16 protein-coding genes are annotated in these 19,090 nt (G+C 62.6%); 8 read left to right on the top strand and 8 right to left on the bottom strand.

Annotation, left to right across the window (positions count from 1 at the left end; all coding sequences use genetic code 11):
* The first annotated feature begins 1 nt into the window (after position 1).
* From JO391_RS20665 to JO391_RS20680, 4 genes are all read left to right on the top strand, one after another.
* Positions 2 to 199, top strand: a complete 198-nt coding sequence (locus tag JO391_RS20665; protein WP_220664669.1) for a hypothetical protein — start codon at positions 2 to 4, stop codon at positions 197 to 199.
* Positions 200 to 273: 74 nt separating this feature from the next.
* On the top strand, positions 274 to 693 hold the full coding sequence (locus JO391_RS20670) for a hypothetical protein (protein WP_220664670.1): 420 nt from the start codon (positions 274 to 276) through the stop codon (positions 691 to 693).
* A complete protein-coding gene (locus JO391_RS20675; protein WP_220664671.1) occupies positions 686 to 1,330 on the top strand; it encodes a DUF8835 domain-containing pootine in 645 nt (214 codons plus the stop codon). Before JO391_RS20670 ends, JO391_RS20675 begins: the two co-directional genes overlap by 8 nt.
* 57 nt (positions 1,331 to 1,387) lie before the next feature.
* Positions 1,388 to 1,981 (top strand): DUF6088 family protein, encoded by a 594-nt coding sequence (locus JO391_RS20680; protein ID WP_220664672.1) that lies wholly within the window; start codon positions 1,388 to 1,390, stop codon positions 1,979 to 1,981.
* Positions 1,982 to 2,097: 116 nt separating this feature from the next.
* Here the strand turns inward: JO391_RS20680 and JO391_RS20685 are convergent, their stop codons facing one another.
* The 3 genes from JO391_RS20685 to JO391_RS20695 all read right to left on the bottom strand — a co-directional run bounded on the left by JO391_RS20685 (position 2,098) and on the right by JO391_RS20695 (position 4,497).
* Complete coding sequence (locus tag JO391_RS20685) at positions 2,098 to 3,015, bottom strand: nucleotidyl transferase AbiEii/AbiGii toxin family protein (RefSeq protein WP_220664673.1); 918 nt, start codon at positions 3,013 to 3,015, stop codon at positions 2,098 to 2,100.
* Positions 3,005 to 3,826 (bottom strand): type IV toxin-antitoxin system AbiEi family antitoxin, encoded by an 822-nt coding sequence (locus tag JO391_RS20690; RefSeq protein ID WP_220664674.1) that lies wholly within the window; start codon positions 3,824 to 3,826, stop codon positions 3,005 to 3,007. The genes JO391_RS20685 and JO391_RS20690 overlap by 11 nt, the downstream gene beginning before the upstream one ends.
* Before the next feature lie 374 nt (positions 3,827 to 4,200).
* A complete protein-coding gene (locus JO391_RS20695; protein WP_220664675.1) occupies positions 4,201 to 4,497 on the bottom strand; it encodes a hypothetical protein in 297 nt (98 codons plus the stop codon).
* Between the two features lie 177 nt (positions 4,498 to 4,674).
* Here JO391_RS20695 and JO391_RS20700 point away from each other — a divergent pair, with 177 nt between their 5' ends.
* From JO391_RS20700 to JO391_RS20715, 4 genes are all read left to right on the top strand, one after another.
* On the top strand, positions 4,675 to 9,036 hold the full coding sequence (locus JO391_RS20700; protein WP_220664676.1) for a strawberry notch-like NTP hydrolase domain-containing protein: 4,362 nt from the start codon (positions 4,675 to 4,677) through the stop codon (positions 9,034 to 9,036).
* Between the two features lie 11 nt (positions 9,037 to 9,047).
* Positions 9,048 to 10,079, top strand: a complete 1,032-nt coding sequence (locus tag JO391_RS21845; RefSeq protein ID WP_220664677.1) for a DUF7146 domain-containing protein — start codon at positions 9,048 to 9,050, stop codon at positions 10,077 to 10,079.
* A gap of 363 nt (positions 10,080 to 10,442) precedes the next feature.
* Complete coding sequence (locus JO391_RS20710; protein ID WP_220664678.1) at positions 10,443 to 11,378, top strand: DUF2493 domain-containing protein; 936 nt, start codon at positions 10,443 to 10,445, stop codon at positions 11,376 to 11,378.
* Between the two features lie 84 nt (positions 11,379 to 11,462).
* Positions 11,463 to 11,711 carry a WGR domain-containing protein gene (locus JO391_RS20715; protein ID WP_220664679.1) on the top strand — a complete coding sequence of 83 codons (249 nt, stop codon included), beginning with the start codon at positions 11,463 to 11,465 and terminating at the stop codon, positions 11,709 to 11,711.
* Positions 11,712 to 11,741: 30 nt separating this feature from the next.
* On the opposite strand, the gene JO391_RS20720 is transcribed toward JO391_RS20715, so the two are convergent.
* The 5 genes from JO391_RS20720 to JO391_RS20740 are packed head-to-tail and all read right to left on the bottom strand — an operon-like array spanning position 11,742 to position 19,065.
* The gene (locus JO391_RS20720) at positions 11,742 to 12,458 is read right to left on the bottom strand and encodes a M48 family metallopeptidase (RefSeq protein ID WP_220664680.1); all 717 of its coding nucleotides are present in this window, start codon (positions 12,456 to 12,458) and stop codon (positions 11,742 to 11,744) included.
* A complete protein-coding gene (locus JO391_RS20725) occupies positions 12,455 to 15,670 on the bottom strand; it encodes a type I restriction endonuclease subunit R (protein WP_220664681.1) in 3,216 nt (1,071 codons plus the stop codon). Before JO391_RS20725 ends, JO391_RS20720 begins: the two co-directional genes overlap by 4 nt.
* Positions 15,667 to 16,515, bottom strand: coding sequence for an HAD family hydrolase (locus JO391_RS20730; protein WP_220664682.1), 849 nt, complete (start codon positions 16,513 to 16,515; stop codon positions 15,667 to 15,669). Before JO391_RS20730 ends, JO391_RS20725 begins: the two co-directional genes overlap by 4 nt.
* A complete protein-coding gene (locus JO391_RS20735; protein WP_220664683.1) occupies positions 16,508 to 17,971 on the bottom strand; it encodes a Shedu immune nuclease family protein in 1,464 nt (487 codons plus the stop codon). Before JO391_RS20735 ends, JO391_RS20730 begins: the two co-directional genes overlap by 8 nt.
* A complete protein-coding gene (locus tag JO391_RS20740; protein WP_220664684.1) occupies positions 17,971 to 19,065 on the bottom strand; it encodes a restriction endonuclease subunit S in 1,095 nt (364 codons plus the stop codon). The genes JO391_RS20735 and JO391_RS20740 overlap by 1 nt, the downstream gene beginning before the upstream one ends.
* Positions 19,066 to 19,090: the final 25 nt, after the last annotated feature.

Here is a 19,090-nt window from a genome sequence, read left to right on the forward strand (position 1 = left end):
GATGACTGACCCGGCCTATCAGCGCCTCGGCCTGCTCGTGACGGCTTCGCCCTACACCGTCCTGCGCGCGGCGGCCCGGGCGCTTCACAGCGACACGCGCGCCGTTCGCGGCTTCCGGGCAGCGCGCAAGCGCTTCTACCGGCAGATGCTCTGCGCGCATGCCACGCGACAGGCGGCGGGCGACCAGCCAACTGCCTGATCGCTGCCAGCCAACCTTTCACTCCATCCAATGCCCGGCCTTTCGGCCGGGCTCTCCCCTTTCAGGAGGTCCCCATGGCGGATTACTTCACCCATTTCTCGTGCCTGCTCGATGTCGGCACCCCCGACAAGGCTGCCCGCGCGCTCGCCCTCTTCCGGAGCTTGCGCGAAGCCGATCAGGACGCCAATGACCCGGAGGTCACGGGCTTTGATCTCGTGCTCCAGGACGCGCCCGAGGGCAGCGCCATCTGGATCCATGACGACGACCACGGCGATGTCGAAGCCGTCATCCGCTTCGTGTTGCGCCTTGCGGAAGAGATCGACCTCATCGGCCTCTGGGGCTTCCAGTATGCCCTCACCTGCTCCCGACCGCGCCTCGACGCCTTCGGCGGCGGCGCGCATGTCATCGATCTCGGCGCACGCAAGTCCATCGGCTGGACCAGCAGCCAGGAATGGCTGGCCGCCGCGCTGAACGGGGAGGACGAACATGCCTGAGATCATCTGCACCACCGTCTACCAATTTCCCGAACTCTCGGATGCCGCAAAGGAAAAGGCGCGCAGCTGGTATCGCGAACTCGGACCCCACGATGACTGGTGGGACGCGGTCTATGAGGATTTCGAGCGGGTCTGCGAAATCCTCGGCGTCCGGCTCAAGACCACGCCCGTCCGCCTGATGGGCGGCGGGACGCGGGCCAAGCCCTGCATCTGGTTCTCCGGCTTTTGCAGCCAGGGCGACGGAGCGTCGTTCGAAGGGTATCTCAGCCACGCCAAGGGCGCGGCCGCGCGCATCCGGGACTACGCCCCGAGCGACGCGACGCTGCACGGCATCGCCGACCGGCTGCAGGCCATCCAGCGCCGGAACTTCTACCAGCTCGCCGCCGAGGTCAGCCACCGCGGCCGCTACTACCACGAATACACCATGTTGATCGACGTCACGCGGGACAGCCCGACCTGGCAGCCGCCGACCGAAGACGCCGAGGAGATCGTGACCGAGGCGCTGCGTGATCTGGCCCGCTGGCTCTACCGCCAGCTTCAGGCTGAATACGACCATCTCACTTCAGACGAGGCCATCGAGGAGGGGATCATCGTGAACGAGTACACCTTCACCGAAGGAGGTCGCCGCTTCGGGTGAGACCGCACGGTTGAAAACTGTCAGAAACCTGCGCATTTTTCTGACAAAGGAGCGATCATGGAGCGCATGGCCGAGAGCATTATGAAGGTCGCGATGACGTTGCCGGAGGGGGTATCCTTGGCAGCGAAGGGCCTCTTGCACCTAGGCTCGCGCGCGGCGGTCGATCAGACGCTGTCGCGTCTGGCCACGCGCGGCGAGTTGATCCGGGCGGGACGCGGCATCTACATGCGCCCCGTTCAAACGCGCTTTGGTCCGCGCAGCCCCTCGACCGAACAAGCGATTGAGGCGCTCGCTGTGCAGCGGGGCGAGGCGATCGTGCCGAGCGGTGCTGCTGCGGCAAACGCTCTGGGCCTGATCACGCAGGTGCCGGTCAAGTCGGTTTACCTCACCTCCGGGCGAAGCCGTGTGCTGAACCTTGGCCGGCAAGCGGTCGAACTGCTTTATGCGCCGCGCTGGCAGTTGGCCCTTGGCAACAAGACCTCCGGCCAGGTTGTTCGGGCTCTTGCCTGGCTCGGGCCGGATGAGGCTCCCAAGGCCCTGCAAATCCTGCGATCCAAGCTCGCGGACACGGCAAAGACAGAACTGGTGTCTGCTGCGCCGCAGTTCCCGACTTGGCTGGCACGATTGGTTGGAGAGATAGTCCATGGCTGAGGCGTCAGTGCGCTTCAGCGCTTTGTCTGGTCCCCATTCCGAGGCGGGAGGCAAATTCAAGACAGTCAACCCAGGGGGCCAATGCTCACCCGCCTCGCGACGGCGCGGTGCACGATTCAGCCCAGAAGCTTCAGCAGGGCGTCGCGCTGCGCGGTGTGCTTTACGGGGTTGTCGCGCTTCAGCTTGCGCAGGTTGAGGAGTTTCCACTGCACGGCTGGCAGGTGAGCCGCCTGCGACCGGTCGATGGCCGCAAAGTCCGGCTCACCGTCTTGAAGTGTCAGGAGGAACTGCCTCGCCTTGGTATCGAGCCGCGATTGCACATCGGTGATTAATCTCAGGCGCGTCGCCAGAAGCGTATCGAGGGGGACAGGGGTTCTGGTCATGCCCTCGAATTCCCGCGCATAGGGTTGCCCGAGATCGATCAGGTTCGGATCGAGCAACTCATGCGCCGGGCGCGGCGAACTTGCGACATAGATCAGGAAGGTCTGGAAGAGCTCCTGCGTCAGGCCCTCGTGTTCGTAGAGTAGGGTGACGTCGTAGAGGTCGCGAGGATGCTGCCGGTCCAGGGCGGCGTGCAGCTTGCCAGCGAACAGGTCTTCGAACGAGACGATCTGCATTTCAGCATAGCCATAGGCATCCTCGACAGCGGCCGAGACGGTCCGGATTTCCGGGTCGTGGACGACGCCACGGGTGACGGGCGAGGTTTCGATCTTGATCTCGGCATTGCCGAGGCGCGCCAGCAGCCGCGTGGCCCCGCCACCGCCCCCTTGGATGCGTTGAGATTTCGCGCCGCGGATACCGGTTTCGATGGCAGCCGCGATGCGATCCATCGTGGCATTGATCTCGTCCAGGCTCTCGGCGCGTTCTTTGATTGGGAGGTAGGTCAGGTCGATATCGACCGACAACCGCGGCAAGTCCCGGTAAAAGAGGTTGATCGCCGTCCCACCCTTGAGCGCGAAGACGCTTTCGCCCGCGACATGAGGCAGGACGCGCACCAGGAGCGCGACTTGGGCTTCATAGGTCTCACGCGCCACTGTCGGCCTCCGGTTTCACGAAATCTTCCGGCACCATGATCCGGTAGCGCGGGTGGATCTTGCCGCCTTGAACCAAGGCTCTGTCGCCGCTGCCGAGGTCGAAGGCCTGCGGGTCGATCCGTTTGCGCCAGGGATGATCGTGGCGCTCAGCGAAAACGAAGAACAAGCGCCTGACCTTGATCTTGCGGCAGGCCTGCAGGAGATCGGAAAGCAGTTTCGGGCGCAGGGTCGTCAGGCTCTCGAAAACCATGTCAAGCGTGTGGAAGCTTTCATGGTCGGGCAACTCGTCCATGGCCTCAAGGATCGCGCGTTCCGGCGTCGACATCGTGAGACCCCAGTCCCATGGTTGGCCAGTCGTTTTGCCCTCGATCAAGCCCAGTTTCGGGTCGGCAAACAAGGATCGGGGGCGGGTTCTGATCTCGGCATCCATCGGCAGTTTCACCAGCCAGTTCGGGATACTGTCCCCATAGACCCAGACCGGAGAGCTTTCGCCGAGGCGCAGGTAATGGGCATGCCCCTGTTCGCCGAGCGCCGTGGTGGCGCCGACATGCAGGTCATGACCCATGATGTGCTGCGTGGAAAGGATGCAGGTCTTCCAGTCGATGCTGTTCGATGTCGGCGTGGCTGCGGTGCTGGGGAGCGGACGGCGGAAGACGCCTCGGGTGATGCGGTGCAGCCAGCCGCGCTTCACATAGTCACGGAAGCTCTCATAGGCGATGCCTTGGGAGACGAGCCATGCGGCATCGACCAGATACCCGGCGGGCACGGCATCGAGCAGCTTCTTCAGATTCTGTGACCTTGCGGCGTCCATGATACCTAAAGTGACAGATTTTCAAAGAGATATCTACAGATATCTTTGATCAGGATGCCTTTCCAGCGTTATGGACGCTCCAATATCACCATTTCCAAAGAACCGAGGGGTTAGCCCCAAGTGGAGGAAGATCTGAAGACGCTGGGTCGAGAGACGACTACGACTTGCGGTGGATGCCGAAGGTCGCAGCGGTTTACCTCCCGGCGTGCCGTCGGGACCAACCCTTGGTCCTTCGGACAGGAGTCTGACCGAGGCTGATGTCCCGAAGGGCCAGTCTGCCAACCTATAGGTTGGCAACGACGCTCGGTTTGCCAAGCCACGGTATGGCAGAAGCTCAGGAAGGCCGGAACCAGCAGAGCCAGCCGGTGCCGTGCTCACCTGTTCCCGTCGATCCACTTCGACATCAGCCCCTTGTCGCGGAAGCATTCCTCCGGGACGGCGCGCCGTTTGATCCGGGCGAGTTTCTCTGCGAAGGCCACCTGCTTGGACGTGGGCAGTCGGTCCATTTCGGAGACCGGCTTCAGCTGGGACTGCGCCTCGATCCAGGCGCTCAAGGACCGGCGGTCCTGCTGAACCTCCCAGGGCAGGAGGGTCTGGTTGCGCAGGGCGAGGGACCGCGCATAGGCGATCTGCTTGGGCGTTGCGGGCAAGGCGTATGTGGTGCTGTCCATCGGGAAACTCCCTTGCTGGCTTGGCCCTCAATATAGAACATAACAAGAACAAAATCAAGCCAGACAACCGGGACGCGTCGGTTCGAGAGGGAGAGATGGGCGGGCGAAGATCAGGCCTGAGGGTGCCCGAGAGAGGGCGTCCGGGCCTCATCCTGTCCCTCATTCCGGAGTTCCCCGATGACCTATCTCGCGCCTGTTGCGCCTCCCGTTCCTGTTCCATCTCGCGATCCTGCGCCCGCGATCTTCGCCGTGGCCGAGGCGCTGCAGCCCGACCTGGCGAAGGGCTTCCAGATCGACGCGCTGCGTCTTCGGCTTGAGATGGAGCGCGCCTTTGGCGGCTCCGATGCCGATGGCGCATGGGATTGGAAGCTCGCCTATGAGGCGGGTGAGGTGGCACTGGTCCTCTTCCTGCGGAAGTTCGGCCGCGCGCTTCTGGCCCGGGCGGGCTCACCTGCCGCGTTGCTGCCGATCCTCGCCAAGGTGGCGGGCCTTTTGCCCACGCACACGCGGCGCTCGGAGGAGATGGAGCGGTTCCAGCAATTCTCGACGCCGCTGCCCATGGGACTGGCTGCAATGGCAGCAGCGCAGATCACGCCCCGTGACCTCGTCCTCGAGCCTTCGGCCGGGACCGGGCTTCTGGCGATCCTCGCGGAGATCGCGGGCGGCAGCCTCGCGCTGAACGAGCTCGCCGACACGCGCGCCGATCTTCTCCGCCACCTATTCCCGGGGCGTCCCGTCACTACCTTCGACGCAGCACAAATCGACGATCATCTGGACGCGGGCTTGCGCCCGAGCGTCGTCCTGATGAACCCTCCGTTTTCGGCGGTAGCCCATGTCGATGGTCGGACGACCGAGGCGACGGCCCGGCATTTGCGCTCGGCGCTTGCCCGGCTGGCCCCCGGTGGTCGGCTGGTCGCTGTCACAGGGGCCAGCTTCGCGCCCGAAGCGCCCGCCTGGGCGGAAACCTTCGACCGCCTCACCGAGGCTGCGCATCTGGTGTTCACCGGCGCCATCTCCGGTGCCGCATTCGCCAAGCACGGCACCAGCTTCGAGACCCGGATCTCGGTCTTCGACAAGTGCCGTGGCGGGGAGCGGGGTGGCATTACCGCTGATCTGGCACGCTCCATCTCGCCGGATGTGGCGCAACTCCTCGCTCGGATCGTGGCCGAGGTCCCACCGCGCCTCGCGTTGGATGCGGGCGCCGTCGCTCAATCGCAGCTCGCTTCCCCTTTCCGGGGACTTCCGCCCCGTGCGTCCGGTCCTGCCGCTCGACCCTTGCGTTCGACGGCAGCGGCCAATGTGGACGTGCATGTCGCCACGCCGGATACGGAGGATCTGTCCTATACCTTGCGCGAGGCCGCGGACGATCTCGGCGCTGCCCGCCTGTCGGACGCGATCTACGAGACCTTCCGCCTGCAGGCGATTGACATCCCCGGCGCGGCCCCGCACCCCACCAAGCTGGTGCAGTCGGCGGCCATGGCTTCGGTCGCGCCCCCGAAACCCTCCTACCGCCCGAAACTCCCCGCCGCCGTGCTGCGCAACGGTCTGCTCTCCGATGCGCAAATCGAGACCGTGATCTACGCGGGCGAAGCGCATGACGCCTATCTCGCCGGCTCGTGGACCGTCGATGACACCGGTGACATGGTCTCGGCCGCGCCCGACGATGCCGCGGACGCGGTCCGCTTCCGCAAGGGCTTCTTCCTCGGAGATGGCACCGGAGCGGGCAAGGGCCGCCAGTCGGCCGGGATCCTGCTCGACAACTGGGCGCAAGGTCGTCGCAAGGCGCTCTGGATTTCGAAGAGTGACAAGCTGCTGGAGGACGCGCAGCGCGACTGGTCGGCCCTTGGCCAGGAGCGCCTGTTGGTCACGCCGCTCTCTCGCTTTGCCCAAGGCCGCGACATCCCGCTGACCGAGGGCATTCTCTTCACCACCTATGCGACGCTCCGATCGGAAGAACGCGGCGCCAAGAAGTCCCGGGTCGACCAGATCGTCGACTGGCTGGGGGCGGATTTCGACGGGGTGATCCTTTTCGATGAAAGCCATGCCATGGCCAACGCTGCAGGGTCCAAGGGCGAGCGCGGTGACACGGAAGCCTCGCAGCAGGGCAGGGCGGGCCTGCGACTGCAGCACAAGCTTCCCAATGCCCGCGTGGTCTATGTCTCGGCCACCGGCGCGACGACGGTCCACAATCTCGCCTATGCGCAACGCCTCGGGCTTTGGGGCGGCGAAGATTTCCCCTTCGCGACGCGGGTCGAATTCGTGCAAGCCATCGAGGCGGGTGGGGTCGCGGCGATGGAGGTCCTCGCCCGCGACCTGCGGTCCCTCGGCCTCTACACTGCCCGCTCGCTCTCCTATGACGGCGTCGAGTACGAGATGCTGGAACATGCGCTGACCCCCGAGCAGCGCGGCATCTACGATGCCTATGCCGGGGCCTTCGTGATCATCCACAACAATCTCGCCGCCGCGATGGAGGCTGCCAACATCACTGGCGAATCCGGCGGCACGCTGAACCGCCAGGCCAAATCCGCCGCACGCTCGGCCTTCGAATCCGCCAAGCAGCGTTTCTTCGGCCATCTCCTGACCTCCATGAAAACCCCCACACTGATCGCCAGCATCGAAGCCGATCTCGCGGCTGGCCATGCAGCGGTGATCCAGATCGTCTCGACGGGCGAGGCGCTGATGGAACGCCGCCTGTCGGAGATCCCGACCGAGGAGTGGAACGACATCCGCGTCGATATCACCCCGCGGGAATATGTCCTCGATTACCTCGCCCATTCCTTCCCGGTGCAGCTCTACGAGCCCTTCACTGACAGCGAGGGCAATCTGTCCTCGCGCCCCGTCATGCGCGATGGCCAGCCGGTCGAATGCCGCGAGGCCGCCCGCCGGCGCGACGCGCTGATCGAGAAGCTGGCCGCACTGCCGCCCGTCCCGGGCGCGCTCGACCAGATCGTCCAACGCTTCGGCACCGATCTCGTGGCCGAAGTCACGGGCCGGTCGCGCCGCATCGTGCGCAAGGGCGAGGGCGCAGGCGCTCGGCTTGTCGTGGAAAGTCGTGCAGGTTCCGCCAACCTCGCGGAAACGGCCGCCTTCATGGATGACCAGAAAAGCATCCTGATCTTCTCGGATGCCGGGGGCACCGGGCGCAGCTATCACGCCGACCTGGGTGCAAAGAACCAGCGCTTGCGCGTCCACTACCTGCTCGAGCCGGGCTGGAAGGCCGACGCGGCGATCCAGGGTCTTGGCCGCACCAACCGCACCAATCAGGCGCAGCCGCCGCTGTTCCGGCCGGTGGCCACCGATGTGAAGGCGGAGAAGCGGTTCCTCTCGACCATCGCGCGCCGCCTCGACACGCTCGGGGCGATCACGCGGGGCCAGCGCCAAACCGGCGGGCAGGGGCTGTTCCGGCCGGAGGACAACCTCGAGTCGCCTTACGCCCGCGACGCACTGCGCCAACTCTACCGCCGCATCTATCGCGGCGATGTGGCTGGCTGTTCGCTCGGTGCCTTCGAGGATGCAACGGGCCTCAGCCTGACCGATGACAACGGTCTGAAGGACGACCTGCCGCCCATCACGACCTTCCTCAATCGGCTTCTGGCACTGACGATCCACATGCAGGCCGTGCTCTTCTCGGCCTTCGAGGAATTGCTCGATCAGCGGATCGAGGGGGCCATCGCGGCCGGGGTCTATGACCTTGGGCTCGAGACGCTGCGGGCAGAGAGCTTCCGCGTTATAGATGCGCGTGTCATCTACACCCACCCGGCCTCCGGCGCGGAAACCCAGCTTCTGACCATCGCAGAGAAACGCCGCAACACGCCGACCTCGCTCGCGGATGCGCTCGACTGGCTCGACGACTCGAAGGCACGCCTGCTGGTCAACAGCCGTTCAAGCCGCGCTGCGGTGCAGGTGCCTGCCACCAGCCTGATGCTGGACGATGGGACCATCGAGCCACGCCTGCGGCTGGTCCGCCCGACAGAGGCGAGCACCGTCCCAGCCCGGATGATGGAGGACACCCACTGGCTGGAGGCCGACCGAGCAGCTTTCGCCGCTGCTTGGACGGCTGAACTGGCCGAGGTGCCGGAGTTCTCGGAAGCCACGCTCCACATCGTGGCGGGCCTTCTCCTGCCGATCTGGAAGCAACTCCCCCAGGACGAAACCCGCGTCTACCGGCTGCAGACCGATGACGGTCAGCGCATCATCGGCCGCCGAGTCTCGCCCGCCTGGGTCGCGACCACGCTGGCAGACGACGGCCCGAAGCTTACGGCTGCTGAGGTCCATGCCCTCGTTCTCGAGGGCAAGACCGTCGTGCGTCTGGCCGAGGGGATGAAGTTGCATCGCTCCCGCGTCATGGGCGTGAACCGGATCGAGCTTTCGGGCTTCACGGAAGCTCATAAGGATCGCCTCAAGGCGGATGGCTTCTTTTCGGAAATCATCGCGTGGAAGCTGCGGCTGTTCTGCCCCACCGATCCTTCCGGGATCGCGGTCCTCAAGCGGCTGCTTGCGCGTTTTGCGGTCTCTGGTCTACACGCACGCATTGGTTGAATTGTGTGATCATGTCATTGGAAACAGAAGACCTCTTGCGTGAGCTTTCGTCCCATGCCGAAAGTGTTTGTCGTCATTACCTTCCCGCTGGACGGCGGGAAGGCTCCTACTGGATCGTTGGCGATCTGCAGAACAATCCCGGTCGATCGCTGTTCGTGCGGTTGACCGGCCCCACATCGGGGCCGGGTGCCGCCGGCAAGTTCACCGATGGCGCGACCGGTGAACATGGTGATCTCCTCGATATCATCCGCGAGCGCACCGGGATCTCCCGCTTTCCCGACCTTCTCGCCGAGGCGCGAGCGCATCTTGGCCGTCCGGCGCCGGTTCTCCAGGATGGTCCTTCCCCGAGAAAATCAAAATCCCCCGGCGGCACGCCAGAGGCAGCGGCGCACTTGTTTGCGGCCTCGGTGCCGGTCGCAGGCACGCTTGCGGAAACCTATCTCCGCTCTCGGGGCATCACCCTTGGTGGCAGTGTGAGCGCCTTTCGCTTCCACCCGAAGTGCTGGCATCGGGATGAGGGCCAGACCAAGAGCATTCCCCGACCAGCGCTGATCGCTGCGGTCACCGATGGGGCAGGGGCCTTGCAGGGTGTGCATCGCACTTGGCTTGCACCTGACGGCCAAGGCAAGGCGGCAGTCGAGACGCAGCGGCGGGCCATGGGTCACCTTCTGGGCAATGCCGTCAGGTTGACGCTGTGTGATGACATCCTCGTTGTCGGCGAAGGCATCGAGACCATGCTCTCCGTGCGTGAAGCTGCCCCCGGCCTTCCCGTCTGGGCCGCCCTCTCATCGGGTCACCTCGGAGCCGTCCTGCTGCCGGAGGGGTTGCGGCGCCTCTACATCGCCATCGACCGCGATCCGGCGGGGCAGCGCGCAGCGGAAAGGTTGAGCGCCAGAGCCACCGAGGTCGGGATTGCAGCCCATGTGCTCGAGCCACGGCTCGGAGACTTCAACGACGATCTTCGGGCAGACGGACCGGCGGAGCTGCGTCAGCATCTTGCAAAACAGATCGGTCCTGAAGATCTGCAGCGCCTGGATATCTGAGCTACCTCGGGCAAGCGGCAGTTCAGGACAATGGGGCAGGGGGGAACGGACCCATCGCAGGTTTGGACCGTCATCCCTTGCCTCTTCCCGGGCAATCTCATCCACCCGTCACCCACACGGCCTTCAAGAGATGGGCAGGCGGCCGTCAAAGGGGCCGCCCCTTCAAGGACGGGGGGCGACTGATTTCCGCCGGCGGCAGAGCCGCCTTTGCATCGCGAGGCAAATCAGCCGCCCCCCGTCCTCCTCCACATGCGTTCCGGCCCCGAAAGGGGGTGAAGGGGCGTCCCCTCCCACGGCTTTCGCAGCCCATGAAGGCCGCACGGGTTGTCGCGCGGACGAGACAGGCCCGGAGGCAAGAAGAAGATGACGTTCCAGACCCGCGACGACGCTTACGAACCCGCCCACACCGCATCCCAGACCGCCCATGCGCTCGAGGAGCTTCAGCTCTACGGCTACCGCCCCTTTGAAGACGAGCCCGATCCGCGCCCGATGCCGGATGGGCAGCGCGTTGCCGTCGCCGTCGCCGACATCTTCGACGCTCTCGTCGCCAGCCTCGCCGACACCCGGATGGAACCCGACCTCGAAGAAGTGCTCTGGGGCCAGGTCAACCTCTTCCACCGCGCCACCGCCCGGATCGAGCGGTCGCTCGACGACAACGAGCAGGCGCAGCGCCGCCTCCAGCGCGAGCAGGACGGCTCTGAGGTGAAATCGACCGAACTCGAGCGCCTGACGGCCGAGGGCCTGACCCTCACCGAACGGCGGAACTGCATGGACATGATGCGCGATCACGCCGCCTCCGAGTTCTGGCATCATACGGGCTCGACCTGGCGGCCCCGCACCGGCTCAAAGGTGAACCATCAGCACCTGACTGCAGCCCTGATCGACAGCCGCGACTTCCTCGCCGCCAAGCGCCGCGCGGAGACCGAGGTGATGCTCCCCGCAGGCCCCAAGGTCGCCCTCACCGGCGGGACCGACTTCAACGATCACCGCCTGATCTGGGGCAAGCTCGACCAGGTCCGGACCAAGTATCCCGACATGGTCCTTCTGCACGGTGGAAGCCCCAAGGGCGCCGAACTCATCGCCGCCAAATGGGCAGAGGCCCGCGGCGTGACACAGGTGGCCTTCAAACCTGACTGGACCAAGCACGCCAAGGCCGCCCCCTTTAAGCGCAACGACGCGATGCTGGAGGTCCTGCCTGTGGGCGTCCTCGTCTTCCCGGGCAATGGCATCCAAGAGAATCTCGCCGACAAAGCCAAGAAGCTCGGTATCCCGGTCATGAAGTTCGAGAAGGGGGCGTGAGCCCCCTTTCCCCTCGCGGGGAAATCGAGGTGGAAGCGCAGGTGCCCACCTGATATTGTGGTATAGATCTCATCCGATCACTACATGTACCACAGTCCGATCCAGCTCGATGTCTTCCCGACCGTTGTGCAGCTGCGCCGGATTGATCCGGCGCGCAACATGCGTCGCTTCTATCGGCTGAGCGTGCAAAGTGACCTCTTCGGTCGCGCGAGCCTCGTGCGCGAATGGGGCCGGATCGGCTTTCGGGGGCAGATGATGCCTGATGAAGGCAAGGCCGTCACGGCTTTGATGAAGCTGGCAGCAGCGAAGAAGCGGCGCGGGTACGTCGACTGACAACAGCAGTTGCCGAGATAGCGACCCAGCTTACGCCATCTTCTTTTCGAGCTTGTCCTTGCGATCTGGCCAATCGGGGAGGACCCTACCCAAGAGCTCAAAGAACTCCGGGCCATGATGCGGGACAGCAATGTGACAAAGTTCGTGGGTAATCACGTAGTCTATGGAGTCTACGGAAGCTTCAATCAGCCTGCGATTGAGCATGAGGCGCGAAGAAGGTGACATCGACCCCCATCTTTGCTGAAGTTGACGCACAATCAGTCCTTTAGGCCGAAATTCTTCGGGTACAGGGAACCGAAGCAAGTTTACCTCGAGACGTTCTGCGAATTTGTTTTGAGCCTTTTCCCGATACCACGCCTCTACGAGCTCGCGTGTGACTTCGGGTCGTTCGGGCCTGTGCGTTTGGACCACGATGAAGCCACGGACGAGTTTCACCGTCGCTTGAACGTGCGGCACTATTTTCAGCCGATATTGGCGCCCGAGATAAAGATGGGTCTCGCCCGCCACATACTGGCGATCCGGGGTGCGCGGCAGGAACTGGATGAAATACCGCTGTTGGCGCCGGATCCACGCGGCGCGCTTACGCACTTTCTCCTCGATAGCCGCCAGCTGGGCATCCCGTGGCGCAGCGACCACAACAGAGGCATCTGGCTCTACGGCGATTTCCAGCGTCGTCCGGTCTCGGCGCACGATTGCGAAATCGATCTGGTGCTCACCATATCGGACGCTGTGTCGTTCCGCTTTCATCCAGGAAACCGTGCTCGGGCCAGGTCCATGATCTTGAGTTCGAGATCATCCATCACCTCGAGGGTCAGTTCGATGCCCAGCTCATCGCGAAGGACATCAAAGAAGTAATCGTCAATGGCGTTGCGCATCTTGTTCTGAGCGATGTCGTTGGACCAGACGTCGACGATATGATGGGACTTGATGATGTCGATGATCGTGAGCGCAATGGCGGCAACCTCATCTGCCACAATCGGATTGCCGTCGTCGGTCGCGAGCACGCCTTCAAGGATGCCGAAGAACGCCTGCCCATCGTCGTTACCCTTAATCGCATCCGGCACCTCGCGCCCCCGCTCCTTGCGCGCTACCTTGCTCGCGAGATCGACAACATTCTTGAGGTAGTCCCGTTCGGAAATCCGCTTGGCCCGATAGTCGCGGATGGTTTCCTCCAGCAGTTCCGAGAAACTGCGGTAGAAGGTCGGGTCCTCGTCCATCTTTTCGGTTATGGTCCGGCGCGTCGCGCTGGCGATCCGGTCCGCCCTCGACGCTTCGGAGACGCCCGTCTCCTCCATTACCGCTTTCAGCGCGTCCGGGTCGTTGATGTTGACCATTTCGATGATCGTCTCGGCCGGCATGGCAACCACATGGTCGTCGAGCAGCTTCTGGATCTTCGGCTCGAACTCCTTGACGTCGACGGTCTCTTGGTAGCGCAGCTGGACCGAGCGCCGCAGCTCGGAGAACTGCTTCCAGTCCTTCTTCATGGCATTGATCTTCGCCTCGTCGAAGACGTCGAAGAGCTTGTCCGACGACAGCGAGATGTGGAGGCAGCGGCTGAACGCCTTCAGTCGTTCATAGAACTCTTGCCGGATCGCCTCGTCGGCGACGAACTGTTCGAACTGCTCCATGTCCTTTTTGTTCTTGACCGGCTTGAAAAGGTCCCAGAGCTGATCGTGCAGCTGGGGCAGCTTCCTGATTTCTTCCCGTACATCGTGGACTGTGCCGGCGAGATCGGCGGCGTCGAAGCCCTCGAAGGCGCTGTAGGTCGTCAGCGCCGTGTCGAGTTCTCCAAGTAGCCCCTCGTAGTCTATGATGAAGCCGAACTGCTTCTCGGTCGCGCCTTCTTCGTAGAGCCTGTTCACGCGAGCGATCGCCTGCAGTAGATTATGTTCGCGCAGCGACTTGCACACATAGAGCACGGTATTGCGCGGGGCATCGAACCCGGTCAGCAGCTTCGACACGACGATGAGGATCTCTGGACCGCCCGACCCCTTGAATGCATCGATGATCTGCCGGGTGTATTCGTCCTCGGTCTTGTACCGGGCCATCATCCGCGCCCAGAACCCGCGCACGAGGTCCTTCGATTCCTTGTCGACCTCTTCGTTGCCCTCGTTGTCATCGGGCGGCGAGATAACGATTTCGCTGGTGACGTGCCCAATCTCGTCGAGCACCTCCTTGAAGCGGACGGCCGCTGCCTTGGACGGCGCCACAAGCTGCGCCTTGAATCCCGTGCCTTGCCAGTGCTGGCGAAAGTGCTCCGAGATATCGAAGGCTTTCGCTCGGATCGCCTGGCCCGTCTTTGAGAGCGCGTCCATCCGGGAAAACTTGCGCTTCAGGTCGGCCTTCTGGCTGGGGGTCAAGCCCTCGCTGATCTTGTCGAACCACTTGTCGATCACGCCGCCATGGACCTGCTGCTCGACAAGCCGTCCCTCATAGAGGAGCGGCACAACGGCCCCGTCGGCGACAGCCTCGTCGATCGCGTATTTGTGGATCAGGCCGCCGAAGGTCGAGAGCGTATTCTTCTCCTTCTTCAGGAGTGGCGTTCCGGTGAAGCCGAGATAGCAGGCCTTCGGCAGCAGCCGGCGCATCCGTGTGGCGAACTGGCTATGACCGCCATAGCGGCCGGTCTGCGAGCGATGGCTCTCGTCGACCAGGACGAAAACGTTGGCATCCTCGTCGACGTCCTCGGCGGCTTTGGCTGCCGTATCGAACTTGTTGATGATGGTCGTCACGAGTGGTGTCCGGTTTCGGATCAGCTCGATCAGATGGGCGCCGCTGGTCGCCCGCACGGGTTCCAGCTCGCAGGACTTGAACGTGTCCTTGATCTGCTTGTCGAGATCGTCGCGGTCGGTGACGATCAGAATGCGCGGATTGGGGATGGCCTTGTCGAGCGCGAGAGAGCGCCCCAGCATCACCATAGTCAGCGACTTGCCCGACCCTTGAGTGTGCCAGATCACGCCGCCCTTGCGGCGACCGTCCAGATTGTACTGGCGGACGCGTTCGACAGCCTTCCGGATGCCGAAGAACTGCTGATGGCGCGCGACCTTGCGTGCGCCGCCATCGAACACGGTGAAGCGACGGATCAGGTCCAACAGGCGTTCCGGTCGGCACATCGCATGGATTGCTCGGTCCTGCGCCGTGATCGCTCGTGCACCCTCGGCGGCTAAGGCATCAAAATGCGCGCGTGCAAAAGCGAAGTCGCCAGAGAAGACCGAGTCGGCCTCCGTCGCGGTGAGCGGCCGATTGGCAAGCGGATCGATGATCTCGTCCCTGTCTTCCTCGTCGCGCCACGTCTGCCAGAACTGCCGCGGCGTGCCCACAGTGGCGTAGCGCGCCTCGACACGGTTCATCACCATGAGAAGCTGCGCGAAGTGGAACAGCTGCGGGATGTTGTCTTCGTTCTGGTAGCCGATCAGTTGACTACCGGCCTTCTTAAGGCTCTCGGTCGGTCGCTTGTTCTCGATCACGAGGAACGGGATGCCGTTCACGTAAGCGACGATGTCGCACCGCTTGGTCTGGGTGCTGGCCGTCCGCTCGACGGAGACTTCGGCCGTGACGTGATAGACGTTGTTCGCAGGCTGCTCCCAATCGACGTAGCGGAACGAATAGGACTTCGAGTCCCCCTGGATCGTCTTGGTGATGGTCGTGCCGAGGATGAGAGTATCGTAGATGTCTTGGTTGGTCCCGCGCAGGCCCTTCTGCCGGTCCGGCGTGGGCTTCAGCCGTCGGATGGCTTCGTGCGCATCCTCGAGGTCAAACGGATACTCCCGTCCACGATGGGTGAAGCTGTTGATCCGCAGAAGCTGGTCCGCAAGGACGTCATCGAGCACCACGTTGCGCAAACGACCGCCGCGCAGGCGCACCGCATCGGCCTGAGACAGGGGCGTGAACCCCAACGCCACTAGGAGCTGCAGGGCGGGGATCTGGGACTGATGCTTCTCGGCGGCGTCGAAGGTCATTGCGGACCTTCCGAAAACAGCCCGGACAGAGCCGCGCGTGCCGCGATCGCGTTGATGTTTGCCTTGATGACGCGGTCCAGTTCACTACCGTCAGTGTAGATCGCAGGCACAGCGCAGTGCACCCGACCATCTTTGATGTAGTTGTCGGCCTTGCCGCGCGCGCCCTTGGTGTGCGGCTTGAAAACCGCCACAGAAAGTCCGCCCTGTTCCTTCACCAGTCGAAAGCACGGAATGTCGGTCGAGCCGTCGCCGATGAACACCATGTTCTCGAAGGGCACGGGCCTGTCACGCTTCTCGACGAACTGGTTGACCTTGCTGTTGTCGCTCAGGTCGAAGGCGCCCTTGTTGATGCGGAACAGATACTGCGTCTTGGTGGTGTAATTGACAGCAAGCGCCGGCCACGCGGCAACGCCATTCTGGTCGAACATAAACTTTGACGCATAAACTTGGGCGAACTTGGCGGCGATAGGCGTCCCGGCGAAGATTTCAGCGTTCCCTGACGAAACGAGATAGTGGGTGACGCGCACTCCCTGCGCCCTGCCATAGCCAGTGATGCGGTCGAACCAGTCCTCGACCCCCTCGAACAGCTGGATCGCCTTGCCCCGCGCCTTGAAATCGTCGCGCCTCACCGGAACGCCGGCGGCAGCGGCCTTGCGCAGCATCAGGTTCATGTAGACGAGCACTTCGTCGGCCTGATGCTCCTTCGTAAGGCGCTTCACTTCGGCCCAGAAAGCCTTTGGTTTCATGCCGATGTCGGGCAGGAACTGGTGTTCCTGCATGTTTCCATCCGCCAGCGTGCCGTCGAAGTCATAGGCGATCGCCATTTCGATGTGTTTCTTAGCCATTGCGATCACCTCTTGATTTCACGTCATTTATTGGATGGTCTGCAGCGCGGAGGAAAAGACTGAGCAGCTTAAGCTTTTCGAGCAACTCGTCGAACGTCACGATCTCCACGTCTTTTGAATTCCGTCGGAAAATCTCAAAGGACTTCTTCCTGTCGTCACCCTCGGGCGTTTTTCCGATTACGAGGCAGCAGTGAACGGCATAGGACTCGAGGTCCGAGATGCGTGAGTTATGCTTGATCTGCGCGATATGGCTCTGGAACTGATACTTCTGATCTAGCGCCTGATTGATTGATCCGGAGAGGTCGGACGACGGTGTGTAAACTCCATCCCGAAACGGTGTCTTGTTGAGAACTGCGGTCTGCGGCGTCTTGATCTCGAAGATCGTGGTATTGTTGGTGAGGCTGTTCTTCACCAGAAAGTCGGTGATCTTCTCGCCATCACCAGACAGTTTCCGTCCACCAACAGATGCCTGGCCGCGCACCTTTATGATGGGATAACCGAAAGCCATGTTCAGGATGAACGGGTTCTCATTGAAGAAGTCTTGCCAGCGATCTTCGACGAGCGTCTCGCTAAGCATTACTTCGTATCGCTTGATCAGTGCTTCCAGCGTAACCAGCTCGATGTCGCCCCTCAGCTTGGCAAGCTTTTCAGGCTGGTCCTCGGCAATGTCGGCGGCGTGATTGGTCAGTGCGCCAATTACGGCATTCTGATCATCTTCAGAGAGCTCTGTTTTGCCCTGAGCAAAGGTGGTGAACAGCTTTCGGTACGGGTGCCGCCCAACTTTGGGGTCAAGCTTTGCCACACCAAGCCGCTCGGCCAGAATGTTGTGGGCTGCCGTCCCCTTGACGGAGCGAGCGGCGGTCTGAACCAGACTGTCGATGCTGTTCATTGCGCGTCGGGCCAGTTCGAAGTCCTGTTTCGAAATGAAGAAAAGCTTCTCGTTCGAAGCAGGGCCCGTCTTTTCTTTGCCACTGATCACGAGCTCAGTGCAGTCCGACAATGCTTCGACAGCGTCAATGATGAACCGGTATGGCTTTGCAAGGCCAAGCCCGTATGCATAGTCCTTTGTGAAAGCTGATGGCAGGTCTTCAAGCATTTCCACTACGGCGTCGGGCGTGGTGGGCACGCTGCCCCCCGGCGCGAAAAACTCATCGTAGCCCGGCACCACTAAATTCGTGTCGGCGATAGTGATCCGCTCCACTTGGCGATATTTCGGTTTCAGGAAGTCGGGTTTGTCGCCAAAAGTCCCGATCGGGTAGATAGTCAGGTACCGGTCTTGCCCGTTGATATCCAACAGCTTGGTTCGGTGCGCTTTTGCCTGTTTCGGATCAAGCCTGGCGGCCTGAAGGCTCCACTCGGGCGGGACGAAGTACACGCAGACAAAGTTAGGGTGATATTCCTCGATCTCGAGGGTGCCATCACGCACAGGGTCGCGCTGTCGAACTGAGATGGCCATCAATCAGCCTCCACCTTCACGCGCCATTCACCCGTCAGCAGCTTCTGCATCAGGCCGCGTTTCTGGCGAGTGAGGGCTTCGATTTCCGCCTCAATGGCGGTGAGTTCGTCCTGCGATGCTTCCACTACCGCAGCGATGGCGGCCTGTTCGGCAGGGTCCATCGGCAGGTTCAGCTTGCCTTCCAGGAAACGTCGATTGGTGATCGCGATGGTGTTCTTGGCGCCCTTCTGAACCAGCGGGTGAAGGTAGTTTCGAACGGCGATCGGGGACCCGAATAGAGCATCGAGGATGACGCCGAGCGCGCGGGTCGCGGGAGTGAACACCCCGTAGAGCGGCGACACGATCACCTCTGCCGAGATTTTGCTCTGCTTGATGATGCCGAGCGGGAAGTCTCCGGTCGGGCTCTTGGTGTAGACGATGTCGCCCGGTAGAACGCGGTTGTAGTGACCGGTGTCGGCGGCGGCGAAGGACCGGCCGAGGTGCTCGATCTGATTGATCAAGCCCTTGTGGACCGACACGGAAAAGACTTCCTCCGCGCCGGTGCCTTGCAGGCCGTGTTCGGTCAACACCTCGCCGAGCGCGACTTCGCGCCATTCGCCCGTGTAACTAGGCAGCCGCGTGCGACCCGTGAACAGATGAGTGCGCATCCAGATGCGACGTTGAAGATTCGCCGCCCGCAGCGCCTCCAGCTTCTCGATGGCCGCGTCCCATGTCCGCAGGATTTCGGCGATCTTGCGCTGTTCGCTGAGTGGAGGGAATGGAAGCTCGAGCTCGGCGAAGCGCGAGACGCCAAGATGTGCAATCGAGTTAGTCTTGACAGCGATCCTCGAAAAAATGCCGATGGCTTGGCAGTAGCGGAACAGTTGAATCGCAAAGTTGGCGTCTGTCTGCGGGCCAGCGCGATAACGGATCAACGTATTCTGGAAGCAGCAATCTTCCGGCCCGTCGGCGTACATTGCGCAACGCCCAACTAGTTCCACGCTTTGCCCCTCATTCAGGAGGATATCTCCGGGCCTGAGGCGGAAGGTTTCAATCTCCCGCTGCTTAAAGGGCATTTCGTTGATGTCGCTGAAGTCGATATAGCCATCGAACACGTTTGCCACACGAAGATATGGGACA

Source organism: Neotabrizicola shimadae, assembly GCF_019623905.1.
Taxonomy (GTDB): Bacteria; Pseudomonadota; Alphaproteobacteria; order Rhodobacterales; family Rhodobacteraceae; genus Neotabrizicola; species Neotabrizicola shimadae.